Below are 23,309 nucleotides of genomic sequence, written 5' to 3'. Positions count from 1 at the left end.
GCCTGGCAGACACCCGCACCCGACGTGGGCTAGACCAGCACCGCGCCCAGAGCATTGATGGCCTGCACCAGCTGTGGCGCGTCACCCTGTACCCGTACCGCCAGCCCTTCGATCTCGCGACGGACCGGATACTGCTTGCGCAGCAGGTCGAATGCCGCACGTTGCTCGGTGGGATCCTCGCTCAGGCTGCGACGAAAATCCGCATCGTCGCGACGCGGGTCGTAGACCGCACGGCACAGGGTTGCCAGCGCCCAGGCCGGGTCGGCGCTGGCATCGAAGTCCAGGCGTGCCAGCGCTGGCGACGGCAGCAGGTCGGCCAGGTGCACCTGCTCCGGCAAACCTTGCGAACGGCAGAAGGCCTGGTAGATCTGCGCGGTCCCGCGCTGCTTGCCATCGAGGCTGTAGCCGGCGATATGCGGCGTGGCCAGGGTGCACAGGTCGGCCAGCGCCAGGTCGACCTGCGGCTCGCCCTCCCAGACATCCAGCACCGCGTGGACATCCTCGCGGTCCAGCAGCAGCTCGCGCAGGGCGTCGTTGTCCACTACCGGCCCGCGGCTGGCATTGATCAGCCAGGCCCCTGGGCGCAGGCGGGCCAGTTGCCGCGCACCGAGCAGATGCCAGGTCGGATGTTCGCCGCCGCGTTGCAGCGGGGTATGCAGGCTGATGGTGTCACACTGTTCAAGCAACGTGTCCAGGCTGACGAAGTCGCCCTCTTCGCTGGCTGCGCGCAGCGGATCGCACACCAGCACCTGCCAGCCCAAGCCCCGCAGTACACGGACCAGACGCCCGCCCACCTCACCGGCTCCAACCACGCCATACACCCGCTTGGGCAGCTCCACGCCATCGAGCTCGGCCAGGGTCAGCAGGCTGCCCAGCACGTAGTCCACCACGCCGCGGGCGTTGCAGCCAGGCGCGCTGCTCCAGTGGATGTCGGCCTGAGCGAAGTATTCGAGATCAAGGTGGTCGGTGCCGATGGTGCAAGTGCCGACGAAGCGCACCTTGCTGCCTTCGAGCAGTTGCCGGTCGACGCGGGTGACCGAGCGCACCAGCAGCAGATCGGCATCCCTGACACAGGCTGCATCGATGGCCCGGCCAGGGTAACGGCGGATTTCGCCGAATCCGGCGAAGAAGGCATCGAGCAGCGGGATATTTTCGTCGGCAACGATCAGCATGGGCGCTCTCCTTTCAGGGGAGCGCAGTGTAGGCGCTGTGGCCTGTGCGATCCAGCTCAGTCGGCCTTCTTGCGAATCCAGTACAGGTAGGTGCCGGCGTCTTCCTGCTGTTGCACCAGCTCATGGCCGAGGAAGGTGCAGAACTTGGGGATGTCGCGGCGGGTCGAGGGGTCGGTGGCGATGACCTTGAGCAGGCCGCCGGCAGCGAGGTTGCGCACGTGTTGGTGCAGCATCATCACCGGCTCCGGACAGTTCAGGCCGGTGGCGTCGAGGGTCGCGTCTGGAGTGAAGTCGGTCATGGTGGGCTCCGCAAATTGTGGGGTATTGTCGCGCAAACCGCGTGCAGGTCAAACAGGGGCCGCAGCACGGCCCCGATCGTCTCAGCGCGGCTTGAGGTCGAGCCGGCGAAGGTGGCAAGTGACCTCTTCGCGGTCGTGGTACAGCTGTTTGCAGGCTATCGACACCTTGACCTTGCGCGCCTTGAACGAGGCCTCGATGCGATCGAGCAGCTTGCGCACCTCGGCGTGACGCTGCTTCATCGGCAGCTTGAGGTTGACCACGGCCTCGCGGCACAACCCCTCGCCCAGCCAGGTTTCGATCAGCGAGGCCGTGCGTGCGGGCTTCTCGACGATGTCGCAGACCATCCAGTCAACGGTCTGCTTGGGCTTCCAGGTAAAGCCGTCGGCCATCAAATGCTGCACCAGCCCCGTATCCATCAGGCTTTCAGCCATCGGGCCGTTGTCGATGGCGGTGACCAGCATGCCACGCTTGACCAGCTGGTAGGTCCAGCCGCCCGGTGAAGCGCCCAGGTCGACGCCGGTCATGTCGTCGTTCAGGCGTTGGTCCCATTGATCGCGCGGGATGAACTGGTGCCAGGCTTCCTCAAGCTTGAGGGTCGAGCGGCTCGGCGCCTCGCGCGGGAACTTCAGGCGCGGGATGCCCATCGGCCACAGTGCCGAATTGCCCGCTTCGGCCAGGCCGAGAAACACCCGTCGGCCACTGATGAACGTCAGCAGCAGGCGTGGCTTGCTGGCATCCTCGACCAGACGCCCGGCCTTCTCCAGCGCCTTGCGCAGCGGCACCTCGAATTTGCGGCAGAAAGTCGACAGCTCCTTGCCGTCGTTGCTGTCGAGCACCTCCAGCCACAGGCTGCCACACACCGGCAGGCCCGCCAGGTGCTCGAGCAGCACACTGATCCGGTCAGTCTCCGGCAGCTCGACGAAGTCGCCGCGCGCCCATTGGCGCGGGAAGATCAGCCGGTCGAAGCGCAGCTCACGCATCAGGCGTTCGGCACCGCCTTCGTCGAGGCAAACGAATTCGGCGCTGGCGCTCTGCGGCTTGCCCTTGGCATAGCCGGCCACGCCCAGGTGCGCGGCGTGTTCGCTGATTTCGGCGCAGACCTCGCCCTCGAAGCCGGGCCGGCAATGCATGAACAGGGTATTCATCTCTTACTCCACATCACTGGCGCAGACAGCGCCAGGGCGGCGAATGATAAAGGAAGTTCGGAACCTGCGACATGCCCCGCAGGTCCAGAACAACGTCAGGCCCGCCAAAGCGGTCTAACCTGATTGTTCAGCCTGGCCCGTGCCGTGCGGGCCGATACAGAGCGGTGATACCGGTAACCACGACTGCCGGGCACCGGAGCACAAGGAGTTGGCAATGCCCTCGCTCGATAGCCTGAAAACCCTCAAGACCCTCCAGGTGGCCGACCGCGCCTACCACTATTTCAGCCTCACCGAGGCCGCCAGCCAGTTGGGCGACCTGCAACGCCTGCCCATGTCGCTCAAGGTCCTGCTGGAAAACCTGCTGCGCTGGGAAGATGGCAAAACTGTCACCGGCGACGACTTGCGAGCCCTGGCCGGCTGGCTGCAAGAGCGACGCTCCGACCGCGAGATCCAGTATCGACCCGCGCGGGTGCTGATGCAGGACTTCACCGGCGTGCCCGCCGTGGTCGACCTCGCCGCCATGCGCGCGGCCATGGCCAAGGCGGGCGGCGATCCCCAGCGGATCAACCCGCTGTCGCCGGTTGACCTGGTGATCGACCACTCGGTAATGGTCGACCGCTACGCAACCGCCGAAGCCTTCGAACAGAACGTCGACATCGAGATGCAGCGCAACGGCGAACGCTACGCCTTCCTGCGCTGGGGCCAGAGTGCCTTCGACAACTTCCGCGTGGTGCCACCGGGTACGGGGATCTGCCACCAGGTCAACCTGGAATACCTTGGCCGCACCGTGTGGACCCGCGAGGAAGACGGGCGCACCTACGCCTTCCCCGACACCCTGGTCGGCACCGACTCGCACACCACCATGATCAACGGCCTGGGCGTGCTCGGCTGGGGTGTCGGTGGCATCGAGGCGGAGGCGGCGATGCTCGGCCAGCCGGTGTCGATGCTGATCCCAGAGGTGATCGGTTTCAAGCTCACCGGCAAGCTGCGCGAAGGCATCACCGCCACCGACCTGGTGCTGACGGTCACGCAGATGCTGCGCAAGAAGGGCGTGGTCGGCAAGTTCGTCGAATTCTATGGCGACGGCCTGGCCGACCTGCCGCTGGCCGACCGCGCCACCATCGCCAACATGGCGCCGGAATATGGCGCCACCTGCGGCTTCTTCCCGGTCGATGACGTCACCCTCGACTACCTGCGCTTGTCCGGTCGCCCCGACGAGACCGTGCAACTGGTCGAAGCCTACTGCAAGGCCCAGGGCCTGTGGCGCCTGCCTGGCCAGGAACCGCTGTTCAGCGACAGCCTGGCGCTGGACATGCACGAGGTCGAAGCCAGCCTCGCCGGGCCCAAGCGCCCGCAGGACCGAGTGGCGCTGTCCAAGGTCAGCCAGGCCTTCGACGGCTTCATCGAACTGCAGCCCAAGCCCTTGGCCAAGGAGGTCGGACGCCTGGAAAGCGAAGGGGGTGGCGGTGTTGCCGTGGGTAACGCCGACCAGGCCGGCGAGATCGACTACACGCACAACGGCCAGACCCACAAGCTGCGCGACGGCGCCGTGGTGATCGCGGCCATCACCTCCTGTACCAACACCTCCAACCCCAGCGTGATGATGGCCGCCGGGCTGGTCGCCAAGAAAGCCATCGAGAAAGGCCTGGCTCGCAAACCCTGGGTCAAGAGTTCGCTGGCGCCAGGTTCGAAAGTGGTCACCGACTACTTCAAGGCGGCCGGCCTTACCCCCTACCTCGATCAGTTGGGCTTCGACCTGGTCGGCTATGGCTGCACCACCTGCATCGGCAACTCGGGCCCGCTGGACGAAGCCATCGAGAAAGCGATCGGCAGCGCCGACCTGACCGTGGCGTCGGTGCTGTCGGGTAACCGCAACTTCGAAGGCCGGGTGCACCCGCTGGTCAAGACCAACTGGCTGGCCTCGCCACCGCTGGTGGTGGCCTATGCTTTGGCCGGCAGCGTGCGCGTGGATCTCACCCAGGATGCCCTGGGCACTGGCAAGGACGGCCAGCCGGTATACCTGCGCGATATCTGGCCCAGCCAACAGGAAATCGCCGACGCGGTGGCCAAGGTCGATACCGCCATGTTCCACAAGGAGTATGCCGAGGTGTTTGCCGGTGATGCCCAATGGCAGGCCATCGAAGTACCCCAGGCCGCTACCTATGTCTGGCAGGACGACTCCACCTACATCCAGCACCCGCCGTTCTTCGACGATATCGGCGGCCCGCTGCCGGAAATTGCCGACGTGCACGGGGCGCGCATTCTCGCGCTGCTCGGCGACTCGGTGACCACCGACCACATCTCTCCAGCCGGCAACATCAAGGCCGACAGCCCTGCCGGTCGCTACCTGCGCGACAAGGGCGTGGAGCCGCGCGACTTCAACTCCTATGGTTCACGTCGCGGCAACCACGAAGTGATGATGCGCGGCACCTTTGCCAATATCCGCATACGCAACGAAATGCTCGGCGGCGAGGAAGGCGGCAATACGCTGCATGTGCCCAGCGGCGAAAAACTGTCGATCTACGATGCCGCCATGCGCTACCAGGCGCAAGGCACGCCGCTGGTGGTGATCGCCGGGCAGGAATACGGCACCGGCTCCAGCCGCGACTGGGCCGCCAAGGGCACCAACCTGCTGGGGGTCAAGGCAGTGTTGGCCGAGAGCTTCGAGCGTATCCACCGCTCCAACCTGGTAGGCATGGGCGTTCTGCCCCTGCAGTTCAAGGCTGGCGACGATCGCAAGCGCCTGGGCCTGACCGGCAAGGAGCGCATCGATGTGCTGGGGCTCAGTGGCGCGCAGATCCGCCCGGGCATGAACCTGCAGTTGCGCATCCTGCGCGAGGATGGCCAGCAACAGGAGATCGAGGTGCTGTGCCGGATCGACACGCTCAATGAAGTCGAGTACTTCAAGTCGGGCGGGATTCTGCACTACGTGCTGCGGCAACTGATCGCCGGTTGAAGGGAAGGCATCGCGGGTTCGCCCGCGATGCCTCTGCGACGTGTCCTGGCGGCCTCGGGGTGAGTCAAAGCACCATATCGATTTGCCACCTACCGGATTTCCGATGTCGCCTGCCCACTGGATCGTCCTCGCCCTGCTTGGTCTGGGCTATGCCCTGGCTCTGTTCCACGGCCACCTGGGGCTCGCCGCCCTGCCCGCCTTGCTCGCCCTGTGTTGTACGGCACTGCTGGTGCGACGACCCGCAGGTTGGCAAAGAGTGCTCGGGCATGGCTTGTTCATCGTCCTGGCCCTTGCCCTGGCGCTGCACTGGTTGCCCGGTTTCCAGGGGGCAAAGGTCATCGACAAGGTGGTGTTCAGCGAGGGCGCGCTGCCGTTCTCCATGTACCTGAACCTGGACAAGCCGCTGATCGGCCTCTGGATTCTGCTGGCTTGCCCCTGGATCCTGAGCCTGCGCGGGCGCGGTCTACTGCCAAGCCTCGGGCTGGTCTTGCCGCTGACACTGCTGGCTTGCCTGGGTGGCGCCTGGTCGCTTGGGATAGTGGGTTGGGCGCCGAAATGGCCGGAACAGACCTGGATCTGGGCCCTGAACAACCTGCTGCTGGTCAGCCTGACCGAAGAGCTGCTGTTCCGCGGCTATATCCAAGGTGGGCTGCAACGCCTGTTCAGGCACCAGGGGCTTGCATTGATCGTGGCCGCGCTGTTGTTCGGCCTGGCGCATCTGGGGAGCGGATGGCAGTGGTTCTACCTGGCAAGCCTGGCGGGTATCGGCTACGGCCTGGCGTATCGCCTCGGCGGCTTGAGCGCTGCGGTCGTGTGCCATTTCGCTGTCAATCTGACCCATTTCGCACTGTTTACCTATCCAATGCTGGCCCCACGCTGAATAACGAGTCATGATCGGACCATAACGTCATAAATCGTTAAAAATGCTGACATCTTGAATGCAAATGCAACCAACGAGCCGCTTCCCTAGCTGATGGCTCATGGCCACTTATTGCTCCAGATCAAGCAAGTTAAATATTCATTCAATAAAACCATGGGCTTGCCGATACCTGTCGAAAGCCTTGCGGATTGAACAGCCAATGCGTAACAACCAGCCGATTACCCAGAGAGAACGGACTTTCCCTGCCCAGCAGCGGTTGATTTCCACCACCAACGCCAAAGGCGTGATCACCTACTGCAACGATGCTTTCATCGAAATCAGCGGTTTCTCACGCGAAGAGCTCACGGGAGCGCCACACAATCTGGTACGCCACCCTGACGTGCCCCCAGCAGTGTTCGCCCACATGTGGCAGACCCTCAAGCAGGGCCTGCCGTGGATGGGGATCGTCAAGAACCGCTGCAAGTCGGGCGACCATTACTGGGTCAATGCCTACGTCACGCCGATCTTCGACAACAACCAGGTAGTCGGTTTCGAGTCGGTGCGGGTCAAGCCCACGGCCGAACAGATCCGTCGCGCCGAAGCGCTTTACCAGCGTCTGAACCAGGGCAAGCCGGCGGTGCCGCGTCGTGACAAGTGGTTGCCGGTGCTGCAGGACTGGCTGCCGTTCATTCTCATCAGCCAGATCGGCTTCCTCATCGGCAACTGGCTCGGCCACTCCTGGGGCTTTGCCCTGGCTGCTGCCGTTTCCGTCCCCCTCGGCCTGCTTGGCCTCACCTGGCAGCAGCGCGGCCTCAAGCGCCTGTTGCGCCTGGCCGAACAGACCACTTCCGATCCGCTGATCGCGCAGATGTTCACCGACAGCCGTGGCGTGCAGGCACGCCTGGAAATGGCCATGCTCAGCCAGGAATCCCGCCTGAAAACCTGCCTCACCCGGCTGCAGGACAGTGCCGAGCACCTGAGCGAGCAGGCGCGCCAGTCCGATGTGCTGGCGCACAAGAGTTCTTCGGGGCTGGAGCGCCAGCGCGTGGAGACCGAGCAAGTCGCCGCTGCCGTCAACCAGATGGCTGCTACCACGCAAGAAGTGGCCAACCACGTGCAGCGCACCGCCGACGCTACCCAGGAAGCCAATCGCCTGACCAGCCAGGGCCGTCAGATCGCCGGGGAAACCCGCGAAGCCATCGAACGCCTCTCCGCAGCGGTGGGTGAAACCGGGCAGACCGTCACCCAATTGGCCAAGGACAGCGACGAGATCGGTGGTGTGGTCGATGTGATCAAGGGCATCGCCGACCAGACCAACCTGCTGGCGCTCAATGCTGCCATCGAAGCGGCCCGCGCCGGCGAAATGGGCCGGGGCTTCGCCGTGGTTGCCGACGAAGTGCGCCAGCTGGCGCAACGTACCGCCGAATCCACCGGACAGATCCACAGCCTGATCGCCAAGCTGCAGCAGACTGCCAGCAATGCCGTGCAAACCATGGAGACCGGCCACCGTCAGGCCGAGGAAGGCGTCGAGCGAGTGATGCAAGCCGACCAGGCGCTGGTAGGGATCAGCGAAGCGGTGGCCAACATCACCGACATGGCTACCCAGATCGCGGCTGCCACCGAAGAGCAGACTGCAGTGGCGGACGAGATCAGCCGTAACATCAGCACCATAGCCGATCTGGCCGACCAGACGGCAGAGCAGGCGCAGCATTCGGCACTGCTCAGTGAAGAACTGACCAGTACGGCCGGAACGCAGTACTCGCTAGTGGAGCGGTTCAACCGCTGAGTGACAAAAAAGGGGCTGCGTGAGGCAGCCCCTTTTTTTACCAGTCCAGACTCAAACGGCTCTGGAAATACCGCTTTTCACCCGTCAGCGGATCGTCGAACCCTAGACTTTGCGCCAGCAGTTTCAATGGCCGCTCGTAGTCGTCCTCGCCCTCGAGCAATGTCGGGTAGAACGGATCGTTGCTGATCGCGGCGCCCAGTGCCGCCATATGCACTCTCAACTGATGGGTCTTGCCGGTCACGGGCGAGAGCCCGTAACGCCACAGGTTACCGTTCTTCTCCAGGACTTCGGCCAGGGTCTCGCTGTTCGCCACCCCTTCGACCTCACGCATGCGAAAGAACGGCTCACCATGCTCCAGCCGACTACGGTGCACCAACGGAAATTCCCGCGTCGGCAGCGGTGCAGCGATGGCCTGGTAGCGTTTGTCGATGCGTCGCTCGGGAAACAGCCGCTGATAGGCGCTGCGCGACTGCGGATTGGACGAGAACAGCACCAACCCCGCCGTATGCCGGTCGATGCGGTGCAGCGGCACCAGATGGGGATTGTCCAGACGATGGATCAGGCGTCGAAGCAGGGTGTGCTCGACATATTCGCCCGTGGGTGTGACTGGCAGGAAATGCGGCTTGTCCGCCACCACCAGGTGCTCATCGCAATGCAAGATCGTTTCCTGGACGGGAATGGGCCTTTCATTGGGGACTTCACGAAAGTAATGCAGACGCATGCCACGGCGGTAAGGCAGATCGGCCGCCACTGCCCTGCCCTCGGCATCGAGCACTCGCCCTCGACTGAAGCGATCGAGCCATTGGTCACGACCAATGCCCTTGAAGTGATCGCACAGGCAATCGAGGACCGTGCTCCAATCGCCAGGCGGCAAACAAACGGTACTGGCTTGCTGGTGAGCTGGGTCGAACGGCGTGGACATGGCAGGCTCTGTAATCAATGAGCGGGCATTATCGCCAATGCCCGCTCACTCAACCAGCCTCGCCAACTTGCTCACAACGCGACTTGAGCCAGCGCAACACCTGCACCGCCTCCCAGCGTCCGGCATCATAAAGGGCGTAGACCACCCCCTCGTAGCCAACGACATCCAGCGGGCGATGAAACCCTGCGCGCTGGAACAGTGCCTCGATCTCGGCAAAGCAGGTATTGAAATGGACCTTGCCGAACGGAGTACGGTCGTCGGTCACCAAGCCCTCCATGCGCAGCTCGAGCACCGCATCGCACACCGCTTCCGGGGGCATGCGGTTGACGCTGTACTTCAGTTGCTCGACATTGTGCATCGCCTCACCCCAAATACTGTATCTTTATACAGCATACGAATACCGTGGCCATTCCGTCAATTCGCAACAGCTCATTGCAAGCCTGGCAGGTGGCCGGTCCCCTTGCGAACAGTCATTACCTGGCGCCTGGGGTTGTCGCGTGAAATGGCCAGGTGAACCCAGGTGTCGAACTCCAGGATCAGTTGATCGAACACAATGGAACTGTCGCGAATGCATTCGGCCAGTTGCCGGGGCGTCATCGTTTTCACGCACATGTCGGCCGCCAGGCCGAGGCAATGCGCACTGTTGCGCACGCCGCCCACAAGCTGGTTGACGGTTTCATTGCGAAAACCGCTGGTGATCTGGATCGGGGAGTCGATCAAGGCTCGCACCTCTTCGAGCACCCCGCACAGCAAGCGCAGATTGGCCAAAGCCTCGGGACCGGGATCGTTGGGTATAGCGTTGTGCGCGGCGGCCAGCGAAAACGTCATTTCTTCGAGCGTGAAGTTCGGCGTAAGAAACATGATGTGTCCCCGGGTGATCGGCTGTATCGGGCCAGCATCATCGACCAGGACCACACCGGACGGGATGAAGGAAACGCTCCCCCCTACCTGTCACTTGAGGAACGCCGCCACCTGCTGCGCGTCGAACGGCCAGAGCAGTTCGGTGCCGCTGTCGCAGCGACGCAAGACAGGGATGATCAAGCCGTAACGCTCGAACATGGCTTCATCATCGGCGATATCAACCAATTCGACCCACAGCCCGTGCTCGACGAACGGCATCAACACAGCCTCGGCGACTTCACACAAATGGCACCCCATGGTGCCGAACAATTGGCATTCAGGCAGCATTATCAATTCCCGGGCCCAGTGAAGAGACGCTCATTCTAGGCCCGCCGGGAGCCGCCTGCATCTGCTGCTCAATCCTGGCTGGTGGCGCCGATACGGTGCAGGGACAGGTCCGCCCCCTGGAACTCCTGCTCATGGCTCAAGCGCAACCCATGTACCGCCCTGACCAGCCCGTACACGGCAAAGCCACCAGCCAAGGCCACCAGTACGCCTGCCAGGCTGCCAAACAACTGGCTCGCCAGGCTGACACCGCCCAGCCCTCCGAGCGCCGACTGGCCGAAGATACCGCACGCCAAACCGCCCCAAACGCCGCATACACCATGTAGCGGCCATACGCCCAGTACATCGTCGACTTTCCAGCGATTCTGCGAGGCAGTGAAGCACCACACGAACAGTGCTCCCGCCACCAGCCCGGTCACCAGCGCGCCAACCGGGTGCATGAGATCGGAACCGGCACACACCGCCACCAATCCGGACAGCGGGCCATTGTGCAGGAAGCCCGGGTCATTGCGCCCGACCAGCAAGGCCGACAGCGTGCCGCCCACCATCGCCATCAGCGAATTGATCGCCACCAGGCCGCTGACACCCTCCAGGGTTTGTGCACTCATGACGTTGAAGCCGAACCAGCCGATGATCAGGATCCACGACCCCAGCGCGAGGAACGGAATACTGGAAGGAGCGAAAGCCACCAGCCGTCCATCACGGTACCGTCCGCGACGGGCACCGAGCAGGATGACGGCAGCCAGCGCCAGCCAGCCGCCCATGGCATGCACCACCACCGAACCGGCAAAGTCATGGAATGGTGCGCCAAACCGGGCTTGCAACCAGGCCTGGACGCCCAGGTTGCCGTTCCACACCGCCCCTTCGAAGAAGGGGTAGACGAAGGCCACGATCAGCGCGGTGGCACATAACTGCGGGGCAAAACGTGCACGCTCGGCGATGCCTCCGGAAATGATTGCCGGAATCGCCGCAGCGAAGGTCAGCAGGAAGAAGCACTTGACCAAGGCATAGCCATGATCGCTGGCCAACTCCGCAGCCGGCTGGAAGAAGCTGACGCCATAGGCGATCCAGTAGCCGATGAAGAAATACACCAGCGCCGAGACGGCGAAGTCGCTGAGAATCTTGCACAGGGCATTGACCTGGTTCTTGTGCCGCACGGTACCGACCTCGAGAAAGGCGAAACCCGCGTGCATGGCCAGGACCAGAATGGCCCCCATGAGGATGAACAGGGTGTTGGAGCCATGGACGAGTGAGTCCATCGCGCTATGCATGTTTTCCATGGAATGGGCAGACCTGCTGAAAAGTGCACCAGGACAGTTCAGAAACCTTGCTCGCGCACCTGATCGGTGCCTGCCGTGCGCCCCATTTTGGGGGAGCGGCTACACAGGGAGTGGTTTTTTCTTGGGTTTGTCGTGGATTGGGTTAAGGTTTATCGGTGTCGGCCAGGGCCTTGCACGCATACGGGGCAGCGCCCGGCATCGACGCCCCGCGACACGACAGAACAAAGCAAACGCCGTACCAGCGACAAGTGGTGAACCTTCCGCCACACTCATCACTCGAAATAGCCACACACATCGACATGGAGAGACCCAATGGCCAGCAAATCGGCAAAGACTGCACAAGAGATCTTGATGGCTGACTTCCAGGCACTGGTGCGCGACACCGAGAAATTACTCGCCGACACTGCCAATCTGGCGGGCGACCAGGCCGACGAGCTGCGTGGCCAGATCCACGACCGCCTGCAGCAGGCCCGCGAAAGCCTGCAACTGACCCAGGACTCGGTCCGCGAGCGCGGTCAGGCAGCGCTGGGCAGTGCCGAGGAGTACGTACAGGAAAACCCATGGCAGGCCATCGGCATCGCAGCCGGTGTCGGGCTGCTGGTCGGCCTGCTCGCCAGCCGCCGCTGAGGAGGACGCATGGACAACGACGCCATCGGCGCCGGCGCTTCCGGCAGACGCCTCGGCGCGGCCATCCTGGGGCTGCTGCACAGCCACATCGAACTGTTCGGCATCGAATTGCAGGAGCAGAAAGGCCGTACCCTTCGCCTGCTGCTGTTCGCAGGCCTGGCACTGGTATTCGCCCTGCTCCTGCTGACCGCGCTGTCCGGGCTGATCCTGGTACTGCTGTGGGACAGCTACCGATTGGCCGGCATCGTCGGCCTTTGCGTGTTCTACAGCGCCGCGGCACTCTTTTGCGGCTTGCGCCTGAAGGCCGCTGTGTTCGATGAATCTTCACCGTTCAACAGCACCCTCGAAGAACTCGCCAAGGACCGGGAGCGCCTGTTGCCATGAGCCTGCCTGAACTGCCTAATACCCGTAATCCTCGCGAACTGCGCAAGGCGCTGCTACGCCTGCGTCTGGAAATGCACCGCCAGGAGATCCGCCACGAGTCCCGTCAACTGCTCGAGCCGGTCCAGCGCCTGCGCGGCATGGGCGCATCGGTCCAGGATGGCCTCGGCATCAAGCACGCTCCGCTGTGGGGCCTGGGTGTCGTGGTCGCCATGGGCTTTCTGACCGGAAAGGGCGTGCGCAGCGGCAACCTGGCGCGCCTGGTGCGCCTGGGTGGCAGCCTGGCCCCTCTGGTGCGCCTGTTCCTGCAGAACGGCCGTCATCGCTGAAACGAGGCGCCCGCCGCTTGCGCGGGCGCCCGTGACACGGGAAGCTATGGCCACCATCTGACGGGAGATCGAGCCTTGGACTGGCATACCCTGCTCAACCGCGAACGCCTCGGCAAAGCCTTGTACAGCCCCGAAGAACTGGGCCGCAGCCCATTCCACAAGGACCATGACCGCATCATCTTCTCCGGCGCCTTCCGCCGCCTGGGGCGCAAGACCCAGGTCCACCCGGTGTCCAGCAACGACCACATCCACACCCGCCTCACCCACTCCCTCGAAGTCAGTTGCGTAGGCCGCTCGCTGGGCATGAGGGTCGGCGAGACCCTGCGCGCCAACCTGCCCGACTGGTGTGCACCAAGCGACCTGGGCATGATCGTGCAATCGGCCTGCCTGGCTCACGACATCGGCAACCCACCGTTCGGCCACTCCGGTGAAGACGCCATCCGCCACTGGTTTCAGCAGGCAGCGGGCCGTGGGTGGCTCGACGACATGAGCGACGACCAACGTGCCGACTTTCTCAACTTCGAAGGTAACGCCCAGGGTTTTCGCGTGCTCACCCAGCTGGAATACCACCAGTTCGACGGCGGCACCCGCCTGACTTACGCCACCCTTGGCACCTACCTCAAGTACCCATGGAGCGCCCGTCATGCCGACGCGCTGGGGTACAAGAAACACAAGTTCGGCTGCTACCAGAGCGAACTGCCGCTGCTGCAGCAGATCGCTCACAAGCTGGGCCTGCCACAGCTCGAGGAACAACGCTGGGCTCGTCACCCGCTGGTGTACCTGATGGAGGCCGCGGACGACATCTGCTACGCGCTGATCGACCTGGAGGACGGCCTGGAGATGGAGCTGCTGCAGTACGCCGAGGTCGAGGCGCTGCTGCTGGACCTGGTCGGTGACGACCTGCCCGACACCTATCGGCAACTGGGCCCGGCGGACTCTCGTCGGCGCAAGCTGGCCATTCTGCGCGGCAAGGCCATCGAGCACTTGACCAACGCCGCCGCCGAGGCCTTCGTCGAACAGCAACAGGCACTGCTGGCCGGGCATCTGGCAGGGGACCTGGTCGAGCACATGCACGGACCGGCCAAGCACTGTGTGCTGCAGGCCAAGGATATCGCGCGCAAGAAGATCTTCCAGGACAAGCGCAAGACCCTGCACGAGATCGGCGCCTATACCACGCTGGAGATCCTCCTCAACGCCTTCTGCGGCGCAGCGCTGGAGCAACACGGCGGGCGCACGCCGTCATTCAAGAGTCGGCGTGTGCTGGACCTGATCGGCAACCACGCCCCCGATCCACACGGCACCCTGCACAACGCTTTCCTGCGCATGATCGACTTCATCGCTGGCATGACCGACAGCTACGCCAGTGAAATGGCTGGAGAAATGACAGGACGCTCCAGCCCTCATTGACAGACGACGAGGGACGGTCAGCCGCGGCTTGCCGTCCCTCTTGAGAGAAACTTCCTACGCAACCACTGTGCCATTAAATACTCAGAAGAATAATTTGAGATTTGGTGACTTTCTCGTCTTGACTCCTTACAAAACTCATACATATCCAAGCTGCGTGTAGTACTTGGACGTAGGTCTTTTCCCATATATGGCGTTACGCCTAGCCTCTCATGCGCGAAGGCGGTCAACTGCGATAAGGTTTTGTTTGCATCTGACAATCGCCGACTGGGAAGTTGATATGAGCTCCATATTTATTGTTGATGACCACCCCGTGATTCGCCTGGCCATTCGCATGTTGCTGGAAAATCAGAGCTACAAGGTCATTGGCGAGTCTGACAACGGCGTCGAGGCCATGCAGATGATCCGTGAGACCCAGCCTGACCTGGTCATCCTCGACATCAGCATCCCCAAGCTCGACGGTTTGGAAGTCCTGGCACGTTTTCAGACCATGGGGCTGCCACTGAAAGTGCTGGTACTGACGGCACAGTCGCCTGCGTTGTTCGCGATCCGTTGCATGCACTCAGGCGCTGCCGGATTCGTATGCAAGCAGGAAGATCTGAGTGAATTGCTCAGCGCAGTCAAGGCCGTACTTTCTGGTTACAACTACTTCCCCAGCCAGGCAATGAACCCCCACCAGGAAATATCCGCTCGTGACATGGATCTTTTCCGACAAGTTAACGACAGAGAGTTGATGGTTCTTCAACTTTTCGCACAGGGGCGCAGCAACAAGGAAATAGCCAAAGGCATGTTCCTCAGCAACAAGACGGTCAGCACCTACAAAAAACGCCTGATGCAGAAGTTAAGGGTCGATACCTTGGTCGACCTGATCGAAGTGGCCAAGCGCAACGCGCTGGTCTGAGGTGGATCATGCCGAGGTACATCGTCTGCGTGCTGCTGACCCTGCTCAGCCTGGGTTGCCAGGCTCAAACGAAGCAGGAGCCCGCCCCCAGGAAACTCAACCTGCTGGTCCGCTCCACCTCCGAAGCAACCGTGCCAGCTTTTTCGACCGCGCAGCAGCAATGGCTGCAATGCCGCACCAGCCTGATACTGGGAACCTCAACGCCCAACAATCCGCCCTTCGACGTCACCAATGGCAACGAATATCAAGGCTTGACAGCGGAGTATGCCGGCCTGATCGGCAGGGCACTGGGGCTGGAAATAAAGGTGCTGCGCTTTAATCACCGCCAGGACGCAGTGGAAGCACTCAAGGCCGGGCGCATCGATCTGCTTGGCAGTGCAAACGGCTATGAGGCCGCGGTCGGGGGGGTGGCGCTGTCCAAACCCTACGCTGTAGATCGCCCCGTTCTGGTCACCCGTGAAGACGAGACACGCCCCCTCGACCTGGGGCTCGCCGACTTGCGCCTGAGCACGCTATATCACTACCTGCCGCTCGAGGATATACATGCGCTTTACCCGCAAGCCCAGCTGAAAACCTTCGGTTCCACCTCCGAAGCGCTGAACGCTGTCGCATTTGGCCAGGCCGACGTCTTTCTCGGCGATACCATTTCGACTCACTTCCAGCTTACCCGCGGTCATCTGCCACAGCTGCGCATGAGCAATTTCGGCAAGCACGAAGCCGTGGGCTTCAGCTTTGCCGTGCGTGCCCAGGATGAGCTGTTGATGAGCCTGATCAACACCATCCTGGACAGCCAGCCGGCCAGCGTCAGGAATTCGATCTTCAAGCGCTGGAGCGCGGGCAGCGACCTGCTGCTTACCGATCGTCGGCTGCAACTGACGCCGCGCGAGCAGCAATGGCTACATGATCACCCGAGCATGCGCGTGGTGGTAAACGATACCTCGGCTCCCCTGTCATTCTTCGACGGCAACGGCCATTTCCGCGGCATCACTGCCGACCTGCTGGAGCTGGTTCGACTGCGCACCGGCTTGCGTTTCGAGATCCAACGCGCTACCGGGATAAAGGAAATGATCCAGTCACTCGCGCAGGGCAGTGCTGACCTTATTGCCGCACTTGCCATCGCATCGCCTGCCCGAACAGACCTGCAACTCAGTCGCCCGTATCTCGAGAGCCCCTATGTACTGGTTACCCGCAGCGGCCGACCGTACACGTCGCTGGAACATCTGAATGGCCGCCGGGTCGCCGTTACACGACATACCTCCCCCTCCGTCCTGCTGGCGACGGCACACCCGAAGATCCGACTGATCGAGACCGAAAGCACTTTCTACTCCATGGCCCTGCTGGGCAGCGGCGCCGTGGACGCAGCCATCACCACGCTGCTGGATGCCAATCACGCCATCGCCGCCAACAACGATCTGGTGATCCGCAGCACCGTCGGCAACGACCCGGCCACCTTCTCCATGGCCAGCGTCAAGGACGCCAGCCCCCTGGCCTCCATCCTCGACAAAGCCTTGCTGAGCATCACGCCTGAAGAGCTGGGTGTCATCAACAGTCGCTGGCGCGGTTATGCATTGCACGATGGTGGCCAATGGCGCGAGTACCAGCGCCTGGTGCTGCAGGTCGTTCTGGGGATCGGCATCCTGCTGTTACTGGCGCTGGCCTGGAACGCCTACTTGCGACGCCAGATACGGCAGCGTCGCCGGGCAGAACGCGCCTTGAACGATCAGCTCGAGTTCATGCGCGCCCTGCTCAATGGAACCCCTCACCCGATGTACGTACGCGATCGCGAAGGACGGTTGCAAAGCTGTAACGACAGCTATCTGGAGGCCGTCGACGCGAGTGCCGACGCGGTCATGGGCAAACTGCTCCATGAAAGCCTGTTCAGCAACTGCGACTATACCCGGCAGATCCAAACCGACTATCTGCTGGTAATGGAAGCAGGCACGCCGCTGATCATCGACCGCCCCCTGCGTCTCAAAGACCGCGAACTGACCATCTACCACTGGATCCTTCCCTACCGCGACTCGCTGGGCGAAGTGCAAGGCATCATCGGCGGCTGGATCGACATCAGCGAACGCCGCAAGCTGATCCAGGACCTGCGCCTCGCGAAACAGCAGGCCGACGATGCCAACCGGGCCAAAAGCACCTTCCTCGCGACCATCAGCCATGAAATCCGCACGCCGATGAACGCCGTCATCGGCATGCTCGAACTCGCGGCCAGACGCGCCGATCAGGGGCAGTTGGACAAAGCGTCGATCGAGGTCGCCTATCATTCGGCACGGGACCTGCTCGGGCTGATCGGCGATATTCTCGACATCGTCAGAATAGAGTCCGGGCATATGTCCCTGAGCCCTGAACCGATCGATCTGGCATCCCTGATCGAATCGGTGCGACGGGTATTCGAAGGTCAGGCACGAGAAAAAGGCCTGCTGCTGGAAGTGGTCATAGATCCCTCGGCACGTTGCCACGCCCTGCTCGATCCACTGCGCTTCAAGCAGGTGCTCTCCAACCTGGTGAGCAACTCGATCAAATTCACCAACGACGGCCATGTACGCATCAAAGCCTCGGTACAGAAGAGCGAGCGCGACATGCTCGAGCTGGAAGTGCGCGACAGCGGGATCGGCATTCACGATGACGACCTGCGACGGTTGTTCACCCCCTTCGTACAGGTCGCCCCTCAGAGCGAAAGCGCCCGTGCCGGCACCGGGCTGGGCCTGGCGATCTGTCGCACCCTGTGCGAAATGATGGGCGGCCAACTGGCGATCAAGAGCCTGCAGGGCGTGGGTACCCAGGTGCGACTACTGATGCCGCTGCAGCGCGTGGCACCGCCCCCGGACAGCGTCGTGCAGCCCCCGCACATAGAGGCACCCGACACGCGGCTCAGGGTTCTTGTCATCGACGACCATCCCGCCAACCTGCTGTTGATGGCCCAGCAACTGACCTACCTGGGGCTCTGGCATGACAGCGCCCGCGACGGTCAGGAAGGGCTGGAAAAATGGCGGCACACAGACTTCGACGTGCTGATCCTGGACTGCAATATGCCGCGCATGAATGGCTACCAGCTGGCAGAAGTCCTGCGCAGTGAAGAACGCCAACGGGGCAAGACGCCTTGCACCATTCTCGGCTACACCGCCAACGCCCAACCGGAAGTGCGCCAGCGCTGCCTGAACGCCGGCATGAACGACTGCCTGCTCAAGCCCATCAGCCTGCAAACCCTCGGCTTGCATCTGGCCAGCGTGAGCCCCTCGCAACGGCGGCAAGCACAAGAACCTTTCGACCTCGACGCACTGGCGAAGATCGTCGGTGACCGCTGCGAAGACCGGGCAAGAATGCTGGCTACTCTGCAACTGAGTCTTGAGCAGGATCTCACTCTACTGATGGCCCTGGACCCCGAGCACGACGCACAGGCCATCGTCGACCAAGCGCACAAGATTCTTGGCGTGGCACGCATGTTGGACGCAAAGGGATTGATGGAGGCTTGTCAGGCGCTGGAAACAGAGGGTCTGTCGTCGACGCAACTGAAACTGCGTCGCCAGGCACTGGCGCGGCAGATGCGCCGCATAGAGAAGGCCTTGGCCGGTCAGCGTTGCCGACCAGCCAAGGCACAGTGACGCGGGATCAGGAAGCCGAGTTGATCGGCTTGTCCGGATACCAGGCATCCAGCAGCGGGCTGACTTCGATCTTGGTGAGCTCGCTGCGGCCCTTGAGCCACGCCTCGACAGTGGCGCGCTGCTCTTCGCTGACCGAGCCACGCTTGGCCAGGCAGACCAGGCCGAAGTCATCACCACCGACATAGTCCAGGCCGTTGGCGTCCATGGCTTCTGCCAGGAAGGCGTCGAGGAAGGCATCGATGGCTTCGTCGGACAGGTCTTCCTTGAAGTCCAGGTTCAGTTCGAAACCCAATTCCTGGAATTCATCCACGCACAGCTTCTTGCGCAGACGACGGGAACGGTTGGTAGCCATTGAAACAATCCTCTTGAGTAATTACGCGCGGCACTTTACCAGTTTCCGCGCCAGAGCGGCGCTTTTGTGTCGAACCTGCCCACAAACAGCACGCTTGGGGCATAATGCGCACTATATTTCGCCAAGGGGCCATCATCTCTTACAGCCCCGTCATCCCTTTCCCTCGCCCGCAGGGTTACAGCACTCATGATCAAGACGCTTCGCCCACTGCTTTTCGCCGGCCTACTCCTTCCCATCGCCTTGCCCAGCCAGGCTGCCGCCGTCAACACCAGCTTGCCACCGAAGGTGCAGCAGGCACTCAAGACCAACAAGCTGCAGGACAATGCCCTGTCGCTGGTGATGCTGCCACTCGATGGACCGGGCACGCCGACCGTCTTCAATGCCGATGTCTCGGTCAACCCGGCCTCGACCATGAAGCTGGTGACCACCTACGCCGCCCTCGAATTGCTCGGCCCGACCTTTCAGTGGAAGACCGAGTTCTACACCGATGGCACCCTGAACAACGGCGTGCTCAACGGTAACCTCTACCTCAAGGGTGGCGGCGATCCGAAACTGAACATGGAAAAGCTCTGGTTACTGATGCGTGACCTGCGTGCCAACGGTGTGCGCACCGTCACCGGGGACCTGGTACTGGACCGCAGCCATTTCGTGCAACCCACCCTGCCGCATTTCGACGATGATGGTGGCGACGTCAACAAGCCCTTCCTGGTCAAGCCGGACTCGCTGCTGGTCAACCTCAAGGCCCTGCGCTTCGTGGCCCGCAACGATGGCGGCAAGGTCGTGGTTTCGGTCGAGCCGCCCATCGCCAGCATCCGCATCGACAATCAGGTCAAGGCCGTGGCCTCGAAGCAATGCACCGGCGATGTACGCTACAACCCCGTGGTGCAGCCCGATGGCGTGAGCGTCACGGTCAGTGGCCAGCTCGGCGACGGCTGCAACTCGCAAACTTATCTGGCCCTGCTCGACCACCCCGCCTATGCAGCCGGGGCGGTCAGGGCGATCTGGAACGAGCTCGGCGGCAGCATCCAGGGCCGTGACCGCATCGAAAACGTGCCCAAGAGCGCACGCCTGCTGGCCCGGGCCTTCTCGCCAGACCTGGTCGAGGTGATCCGCGATATCAACAAATACAGCAACAACACCATGGCCCAGCAACTGTTCCTCAGCCTGGGCGCGCAATTCCGCACCGATGCCGACGGCGACGATGCCCGCGCGGCACAGCGTGTCGTGCGCCAGTGGCTGGCCAAGAAAGGCATCACCGCACCGCACCTCGTGATGGAGAACGGCTCTGGCCTTTCACGCGCCGAGCGTGTCAGCACACGTGAAATGGCGGCTTTGCTGCAAGCCGCGTGGAAAAGCCCCTATGCGGCCGAATTCATCAGCTCGATGCCATTGGTGGGCATGGATGGCACCATGCGCAAGCGCCTGAAACGCACCGCCATGACCGGCGAGGCGCACATCAAGACCGGCACCCTCAATACCGTACGCGCGATCGCAGGCTTCAGTCGCGACAGCAACGGTCATACCTGGGCCGTGTCGGCGATTCTCAATGATCCAAAGCCGTGGGGCGCCTCCCAGGTACTGGATCAGGTGTTGCTGGAGCTCTACCGCCAGCCCAAGGTCGGCACCGGGACTGTCGGCGTAGTGCCCTGACAGAAACGGACAAACCGGGGCTGTCACGCAGCCCCGGCCACCTCAAGGCAACTCCGCCTCCACGCGATCGCGCCCGGCCTGCTTGGCCGCATAGACCCCCGCATCCGCTCGCAGCAACAAGGCATCGGCCCCTTCACCGACACGCCATCCCGCTACGCCGAAACTGGCCGTCACTCTGCCGACTCCCTCGACCGGCACACCGCGTACCCCCTGCCACAGCTCCAACGCAAGCTTGCGGGCCTGCTCGGCATTGCTGCCCGGGCACAGCACCATGAACTCCTCGCCTCCCAGTCGGCAGAACACATCGGTCCGCCGCAGGCGATGGCCAATCCGCTGACAAAGGCTGCGCAACACGCGATCACCGACAGCATGGCCAAACTGGTCGTTTATGCATTTGAAGTGGTCGATATCGAGCATGATCACTGCCAGGTCCAGATCATCACGCTGGGCCCGCTCCAGCTCGACCTTGAGTCGCTCCTGGAAGTAACGCCGATTGTGGATGCCGGTAAGGACATCAGTCACCGACAATGCACGCAACTCCTCCTCCACCCGCTTGAGATCGGAGATGTCCGTCAGATAGCCATGCCAAAGGGTACAGCCCTCCTCCCCGATCTCCGGCGTTGCCTCCCCCCGCACCCAACGCAGACCGGCGCGGGGCAGGCAGACGCGGTACTCCTCGCGCCAGGGCGTCATACGCTCGGCCGACTGGCGCACCGAACGGCGCACCCGATCAAGATCGTCCGGATGAATGCGCTCGAACACCGTCGATGCGTCTTGGCGCAGCAGCTGCAGATCCACTTCATAAATGTCCAGCAGCCCGGCGCTGGCGTAGGGAAAACACGAATGGCCGTCGGCATCCAGACGATATTGGTAGATGCCGCCCGGGACCTCGGCACTGAGCTTCTCCAGCAGCCGATCACGGGCGGCCAACGCTTCATGAACACGACGACGCTCGGTGACATCGATGCAAATGGCCAGGTAACCCACCCACAAGCCTTGCTCATCGAGCACCGCCGTCACCAGCATGTTGGCCAGCAAATGACTGCCGTCCTTGCGCATCAGGGTCCACTCCGCGGGCTCCCCTGCACCACCCTGCACGGTTTCGGCGAACATCGCCTGGCCTGCCGTGATCTCGCGCCCATAGCGCAGACTCAAGGCATGGGCACGCTGGCGCAGTTCGTCCGGCTGGACCAGATCCTCCAGCGTCAGGTGACCGAGCGCTTCGTCGGCCGAGTACCCCAGCATGCGCTGGGCTCCGGCATTGAAGGTGCTGATCACGCCCCGCAGGCTGGTGGCAATGATCGCTACCTGGGTCGCGGCATCCAGCACGCTGCGTAGCTGGTTGTGAGTCTCACGCAGCGACTGCTCGCTCACGCGCAGTGCCGCCGTGCGCTGCTCTACCAGGGTCAAAGCACGCTGACGCTGGCTGAACAGGCTGTAGAGCAAGGCGCTGAGCAACAGGCTCAACAAGCCACCGAGCAGCGTCACGGTGAACACCGCCGAGGAACGGTTGGCCTGGAGGAAGGCTTCGCTGGGGCGAATATCGAGCTGATAGTGGTGGTCGGCCAGATGCAGCAATTGGCTGCTGGTCAAAGGCAATGGCGCGCTTAGGTTGCCCGAATCGTACAACGTCTCATGGCCCTGGCTGCCCGACAGATCGAGGATACGTACCACCAGGTTATCGTCCGACGCGGTCGGCAGCCCCTCGCCAATCAGCTGACGCATGCTCAACAAGGCCATGACATAACCGGCAGGCGGCCCGCTCGGCGCCGACGCGGTGAACACCGGTGCGACGATCAGCAGGCCACGGGTGTAGGCCGGCTCGACATCGATCATGTCCAGTGGGGAGGAAACCGCCAGGCTGCCGGGCGTGGTGGCGCGGTCCAGCGCATCCTGGCGCTGAGGCTGGCTACGCAGGTCGAGCCCGTAAGGCTGGTCGTGATGGTGGGTGGCCTGGGTGTAGAGCACCGGGTAATAGAAGGCCCGTGACGGCGATGCCTGCCAAAGGCCTTGGGCATCGAAATCACGAATCTGATAGGGGCGCCCCAGCCAGGTGCTGGCGCGGCGCTCGAAGGCATCGCGCTCGTCGGCTTCGACCCGCGGCGCCCAGGAATATGCCTGGGTACGGTGCAACAAGGGGCGGGCGTAACCGTCGAACTCCTCGGGGAGAATGTCACTGGAATAGGTGAAGAAGCGCCGCAGACCGTCCAGGCGCTGTTCCTGATCCTCGAAGCGTTCGGCGATACGGCTGTAGCGCTCACTGGCCAGCAGTTCGAAGCGCTGACGCAACTGCTGCTTGTAGAAGGCGTGGGCGGCGAAGGCCAGCGCAGCAGTGAGCAACCCGCCGGCCACCAGCGCGAACAGCGCAACGGCCCAGGCCGAGAGCGCCTCGCTGATCAGGCCGAACATCTTCGCACGCACCCTCGACATAGAGCATTCTCACCACGTCAGC

At 62.8% G+C, this 23,309-nt stretch carries 20 protein-coding genes; 10 read left to right on the top strand and 10 right to left on the bottom strand.

The features are described 5' to 3' along the window. Positions 1-29 precede the first annotated feature (29 nt). The 3 genes from pdxB to rlmM all read right to left on the bottom strand — a co-directional run bounded on the left by pdxB (position 30) and on the right by rlmM (position 2,617). Positions 30-1,172 (bottom strand): 4-phosphoerythronate dehydrogenase PdxB, encoded by a 1,143-nt coding sequence (pdxB, locus tag ACNFHO_RS14465; RefSeq protein ID WP_414155088.1) that lies wholly within the window; start codon positions 1,170-1,172, stop codon positions 30-32. A gap of 56 nt (positions 1,173-1,228) precedes the next feature. Then, the gene (gene tusA / locus ACNFHO_RS14460) at positions 1,229-1,471 is read right to left on the bottom strand and encodes a sulfurtransferase TusA (RefSeq protein ID WP_054892445.1); all 243 of its coding nucleotides are present in this window, start codon (positions 1,469-1,471) and stop codon (positions 1,229-1,231) included. Between the two features lie 81 nt (positions 1,472-1,552). Next, a complete protein-coding gene (rlmM, locus tag ACNFHO_RS14455; RefSeq protein WP_054892446.1) occupies positions 1,553-2,617 on the bottom strand; it encodes a 23S rRNA (cytidine(2498)-2'-O)-methyltransferase RlmM in 1,065 nt (354 codons plus the stop codon). Between the two features lie 214 nt (positions 2,618-2,831). Between rlmM and acnA the strand changes: the two genes are divergently transcribed. From acnA to ACNFHO_RS14440, 3 genes are all read left to right on the top strand, one after another. Beyond that, positions 2,832-5,573 (top strand): aconitate hydratase AcnA, encoded by a 2,742-nt coding sequence (acnA, locus tag ACNFHO_RS14450; RefSeq protein WP_416766718.1) that lies wholly within the window; start codon positions 2,832-2,834, stop codon positions 5,571-5,573. A gap of 103 nt (positions 5,574-5,676) precedes the next feature. Continuing rightward, a complete protein-coding gene (locus ACNFHO_RS14445; protein WP_416766717.1) occupies positions 5,677-6,453 on the top strand; it encodes a CPBP family intramembrane glutamic endopeptidase in 777 nt (258 codons plus the stop codon). Positions 6,454-6,652: 199 nt separating this feature from the next. Beyond that, complete coding sequence (locus ACNFHO_RS14440) at positions 6,653-8,218, top strand: methyl-accepting chemotaxis protein (protein WP_416766716.1); 1,566 nt, start codon at positions 6,653-6,655, stop codon at positions 8,216-8,218. A gap of 37 nt (positions 8,219-8,255) precedes the next feature. Here the strand turns inward: ACNFHO_RS14440 and ACNFHO_RS14435 are convergent, their stop codons facing one another. The 5 genes from ACNFHO_RS14435 to ACNFHO_RS14415 all read right to left on the bottom strand — a co-directional run bounded on the left by ACNFHO_RS14435 (position 8,256) and on the right by ACNFHO_RS14415 (position 11,605). Then, complete coding sequence (locus tag ACNFHO_RS14435; RefSeq protein ID WP_414155084.1) at positions 8,256-9,140, bottom strand: pseudouridine synthase; 885 nt, start codon at positions 9,138-9,140, stop codon at positions 8,256-8,258. 49 nt (positions 9,141-9,189) lie between these two features. Beyond that, positions 9,190-9,498, bottom strand: coding sequence for a hypothetical protein (locus ACNFHO_RS14430; protein ID WP_054892451.1), 309 nt, complete (start codon positions 9,496-9,498; stop codon positions 9,190-9,192). A gap of 71 nt (positions 9,499-9,569) precedes the next feature. Further along, on the bottom strand, positions 9,570-10,001 hold the full coding sequence (locus tag ACNFHO_RS14425; RefSeq protein WP_063546693.1) for a D-Ala-D-Ala carboxypeptidase family metallohydrolase: 432 nt from the start codon (positions 9,999-10,001) through the stop codon (positions 9,570-9,572). Positions 10,002-10,091: 90 nt separating this feature from the next. Beyond that, complete coding sequence (locus ACNFHO_RS14420) at positions 10,092-10,328, bottom strand: glutaredoxin family protein (protein ID WP_416766715.1); 237 nt, start codon at positions 10,326-10,328, stop codon at positions 10,092-10,094. A gap of 68 nt (positions 10,329-10,396) precedes the next feature. Further along, positions 10,397-11,605, bottom strand: a complete 1,209-nt coding sequence (locus ACNFHO_RS14415; protein ID WP_416766714.1) for an ammonium transporter — start codon at positions 11,603-11,605, stop codon at positions 10,397-10,399. A 312-nt stretch (positions 11,606-11,917) separates the two neighbouring features. Between ACNFHO_RS14415 and ACNFHO_RS14410 the strand changes: the two genes are divergently transcribed. The 6 genes from ACNFHO_RS14410 to ACNFHO_RS14385 all read left to right on the top strand — a co-directional run bounded on the left by ACNFHO_RS14410 (position 11,918) and on the right by ACNFHO_RS14385 (position 18,855). After that, positions 11,918-12,232, top strand: coding sequence for a DUF883 family protein (locus ACNFHO_RS14410; protein WP_054892453.1), 315 nt, complete (start codon positions 11,918-11,920; stop codon positions 12,230-12,232). A gap of 9 nt (positions 12,233-12,241) precedes the next feature. Further along, the gene (locus ACNFHO_RS14405) at positions 12,242-12,616 is read left to right on the top strand and encodes a phage holin family protein (RefSeq protein ID WP_054892454.1); all 375 of its coding nucleotides are present in this window, start codon (positions 12,242-12,244) and stop codon (positions 12,614-12,616) included. Continuing rightward, a complete protein-coding gene (locus ACNFHO_RS14400) occupies positions 12,613-12,942 on the top strand; it encodes a hypothetical protein (RefSeq protein WP_054892455.1) in 330 nt (109 codons plus the stop codon). The genes ACNFHO_RS14405 and ACNFHO_RS14400 overlap by 4 nt, the downstream gene beginning before the upstream one ends. A gap of 75 nt (positions 12,943-13,017) precedes the next feature. Beyond that, the gene (locus ACNFHO_RS14395; RefSeq protein ID WP_125930368.1) at positions 13,018-14,349 is read left to right on the top strand and encodes a deoxyguanosinetriphosphate triphosphohydrolase; all 1,332 of its coding nucleotides are present in this window, start codon (positions 13,018-13,020) and stop codon (positions 14,347-14,349) included. A 277-nt stretch (positions 14,350-14,626) separates the two neighbouring features. Next, positions 14,627-15,247, top strand: a complete 621-nt coding sequence (locus tag ACNFHO_RS14390; protein WP_063544006.1) for a response regulator transcription factor — start codon at positions 14,627-14,629, stop codon at positions 15,245-15,247. Positions 15,248-15,255: 8 nt separating this feature from the next. Then, entirely contained in the window at positions 15,256-18,855 is a 3,600-nt protein-coding gene (locus tag ACNFHO_RS14385; RefSeq protein ID WP_416766713.1) for an ATP-binding protein, read from the top strand. Positions 18,856-18,862: 7 nt separating this feature from the next. Here ACNFHO_RS14385 and ACNFHO_RS14380 read toward each other — a convergent pair whose 3' ends face one another. Beyond that, positions 18,863-19,207: a YggL family protein gene (locus ACNFHO_RS14380; protein WP_054892459.1), complete on the bottom strand. Its 345-nt coding sequence runs from the start codon at positions 19,205-19,207 to the stop codon at positions 18,863-18,865. Positions 19,208-19,393: 186 nt separating this feature from the next. Here ACNFHO_RS14380 and dacB point away from each other — a divergent pair, with 186 nt between their 5' ends. Beyond that, entirely contained in the window at positions 19,394-20,857 is a 1,464-nt protein-coding gene (dacB, locus tag ACNFHO_RS14375) for a D-alanyl-D-alanine carboxypeptidase/D-alanyl-D-alanine-endopeptidase (protein WP_063544002.1), read from the top strand. 42 nt (positions 20,858-20,899) lie between these two features. Here the strand turns inward: dacB and ACNFHO_RS14370 are convergent, their stop codons facing one another. After that, positions 20,900-23,287: a diguanylate cyclase gene (locus ACNFHO_RS14370; protein WP_112897801.1), complete on the bottom strand. Its 2,388-nt coding sequence runs from the start codon at positions 23,285-23,287 to the stop codon at positions 20,900-20,902. Between the last annotated feature and the right edge of the window lie 22 nt (positions 23,288-23,309).

This window comes from Pseudomonas sp. NY15374, from assembly GCF_048068255.1.
GTDB classification, from domain to species: domain Bacteria; phylum Pseudomonadota; class Gammaproteobacteria; order Pseudomonadales; family Pseudomonadaceae; genus Aquipseudomonas; species Aquipseudomonas machongensis.
Note: the sequence above shows the minus strand (reverse complement) of the source record. Positions and strands in the feature narration are given on the sequence as shown.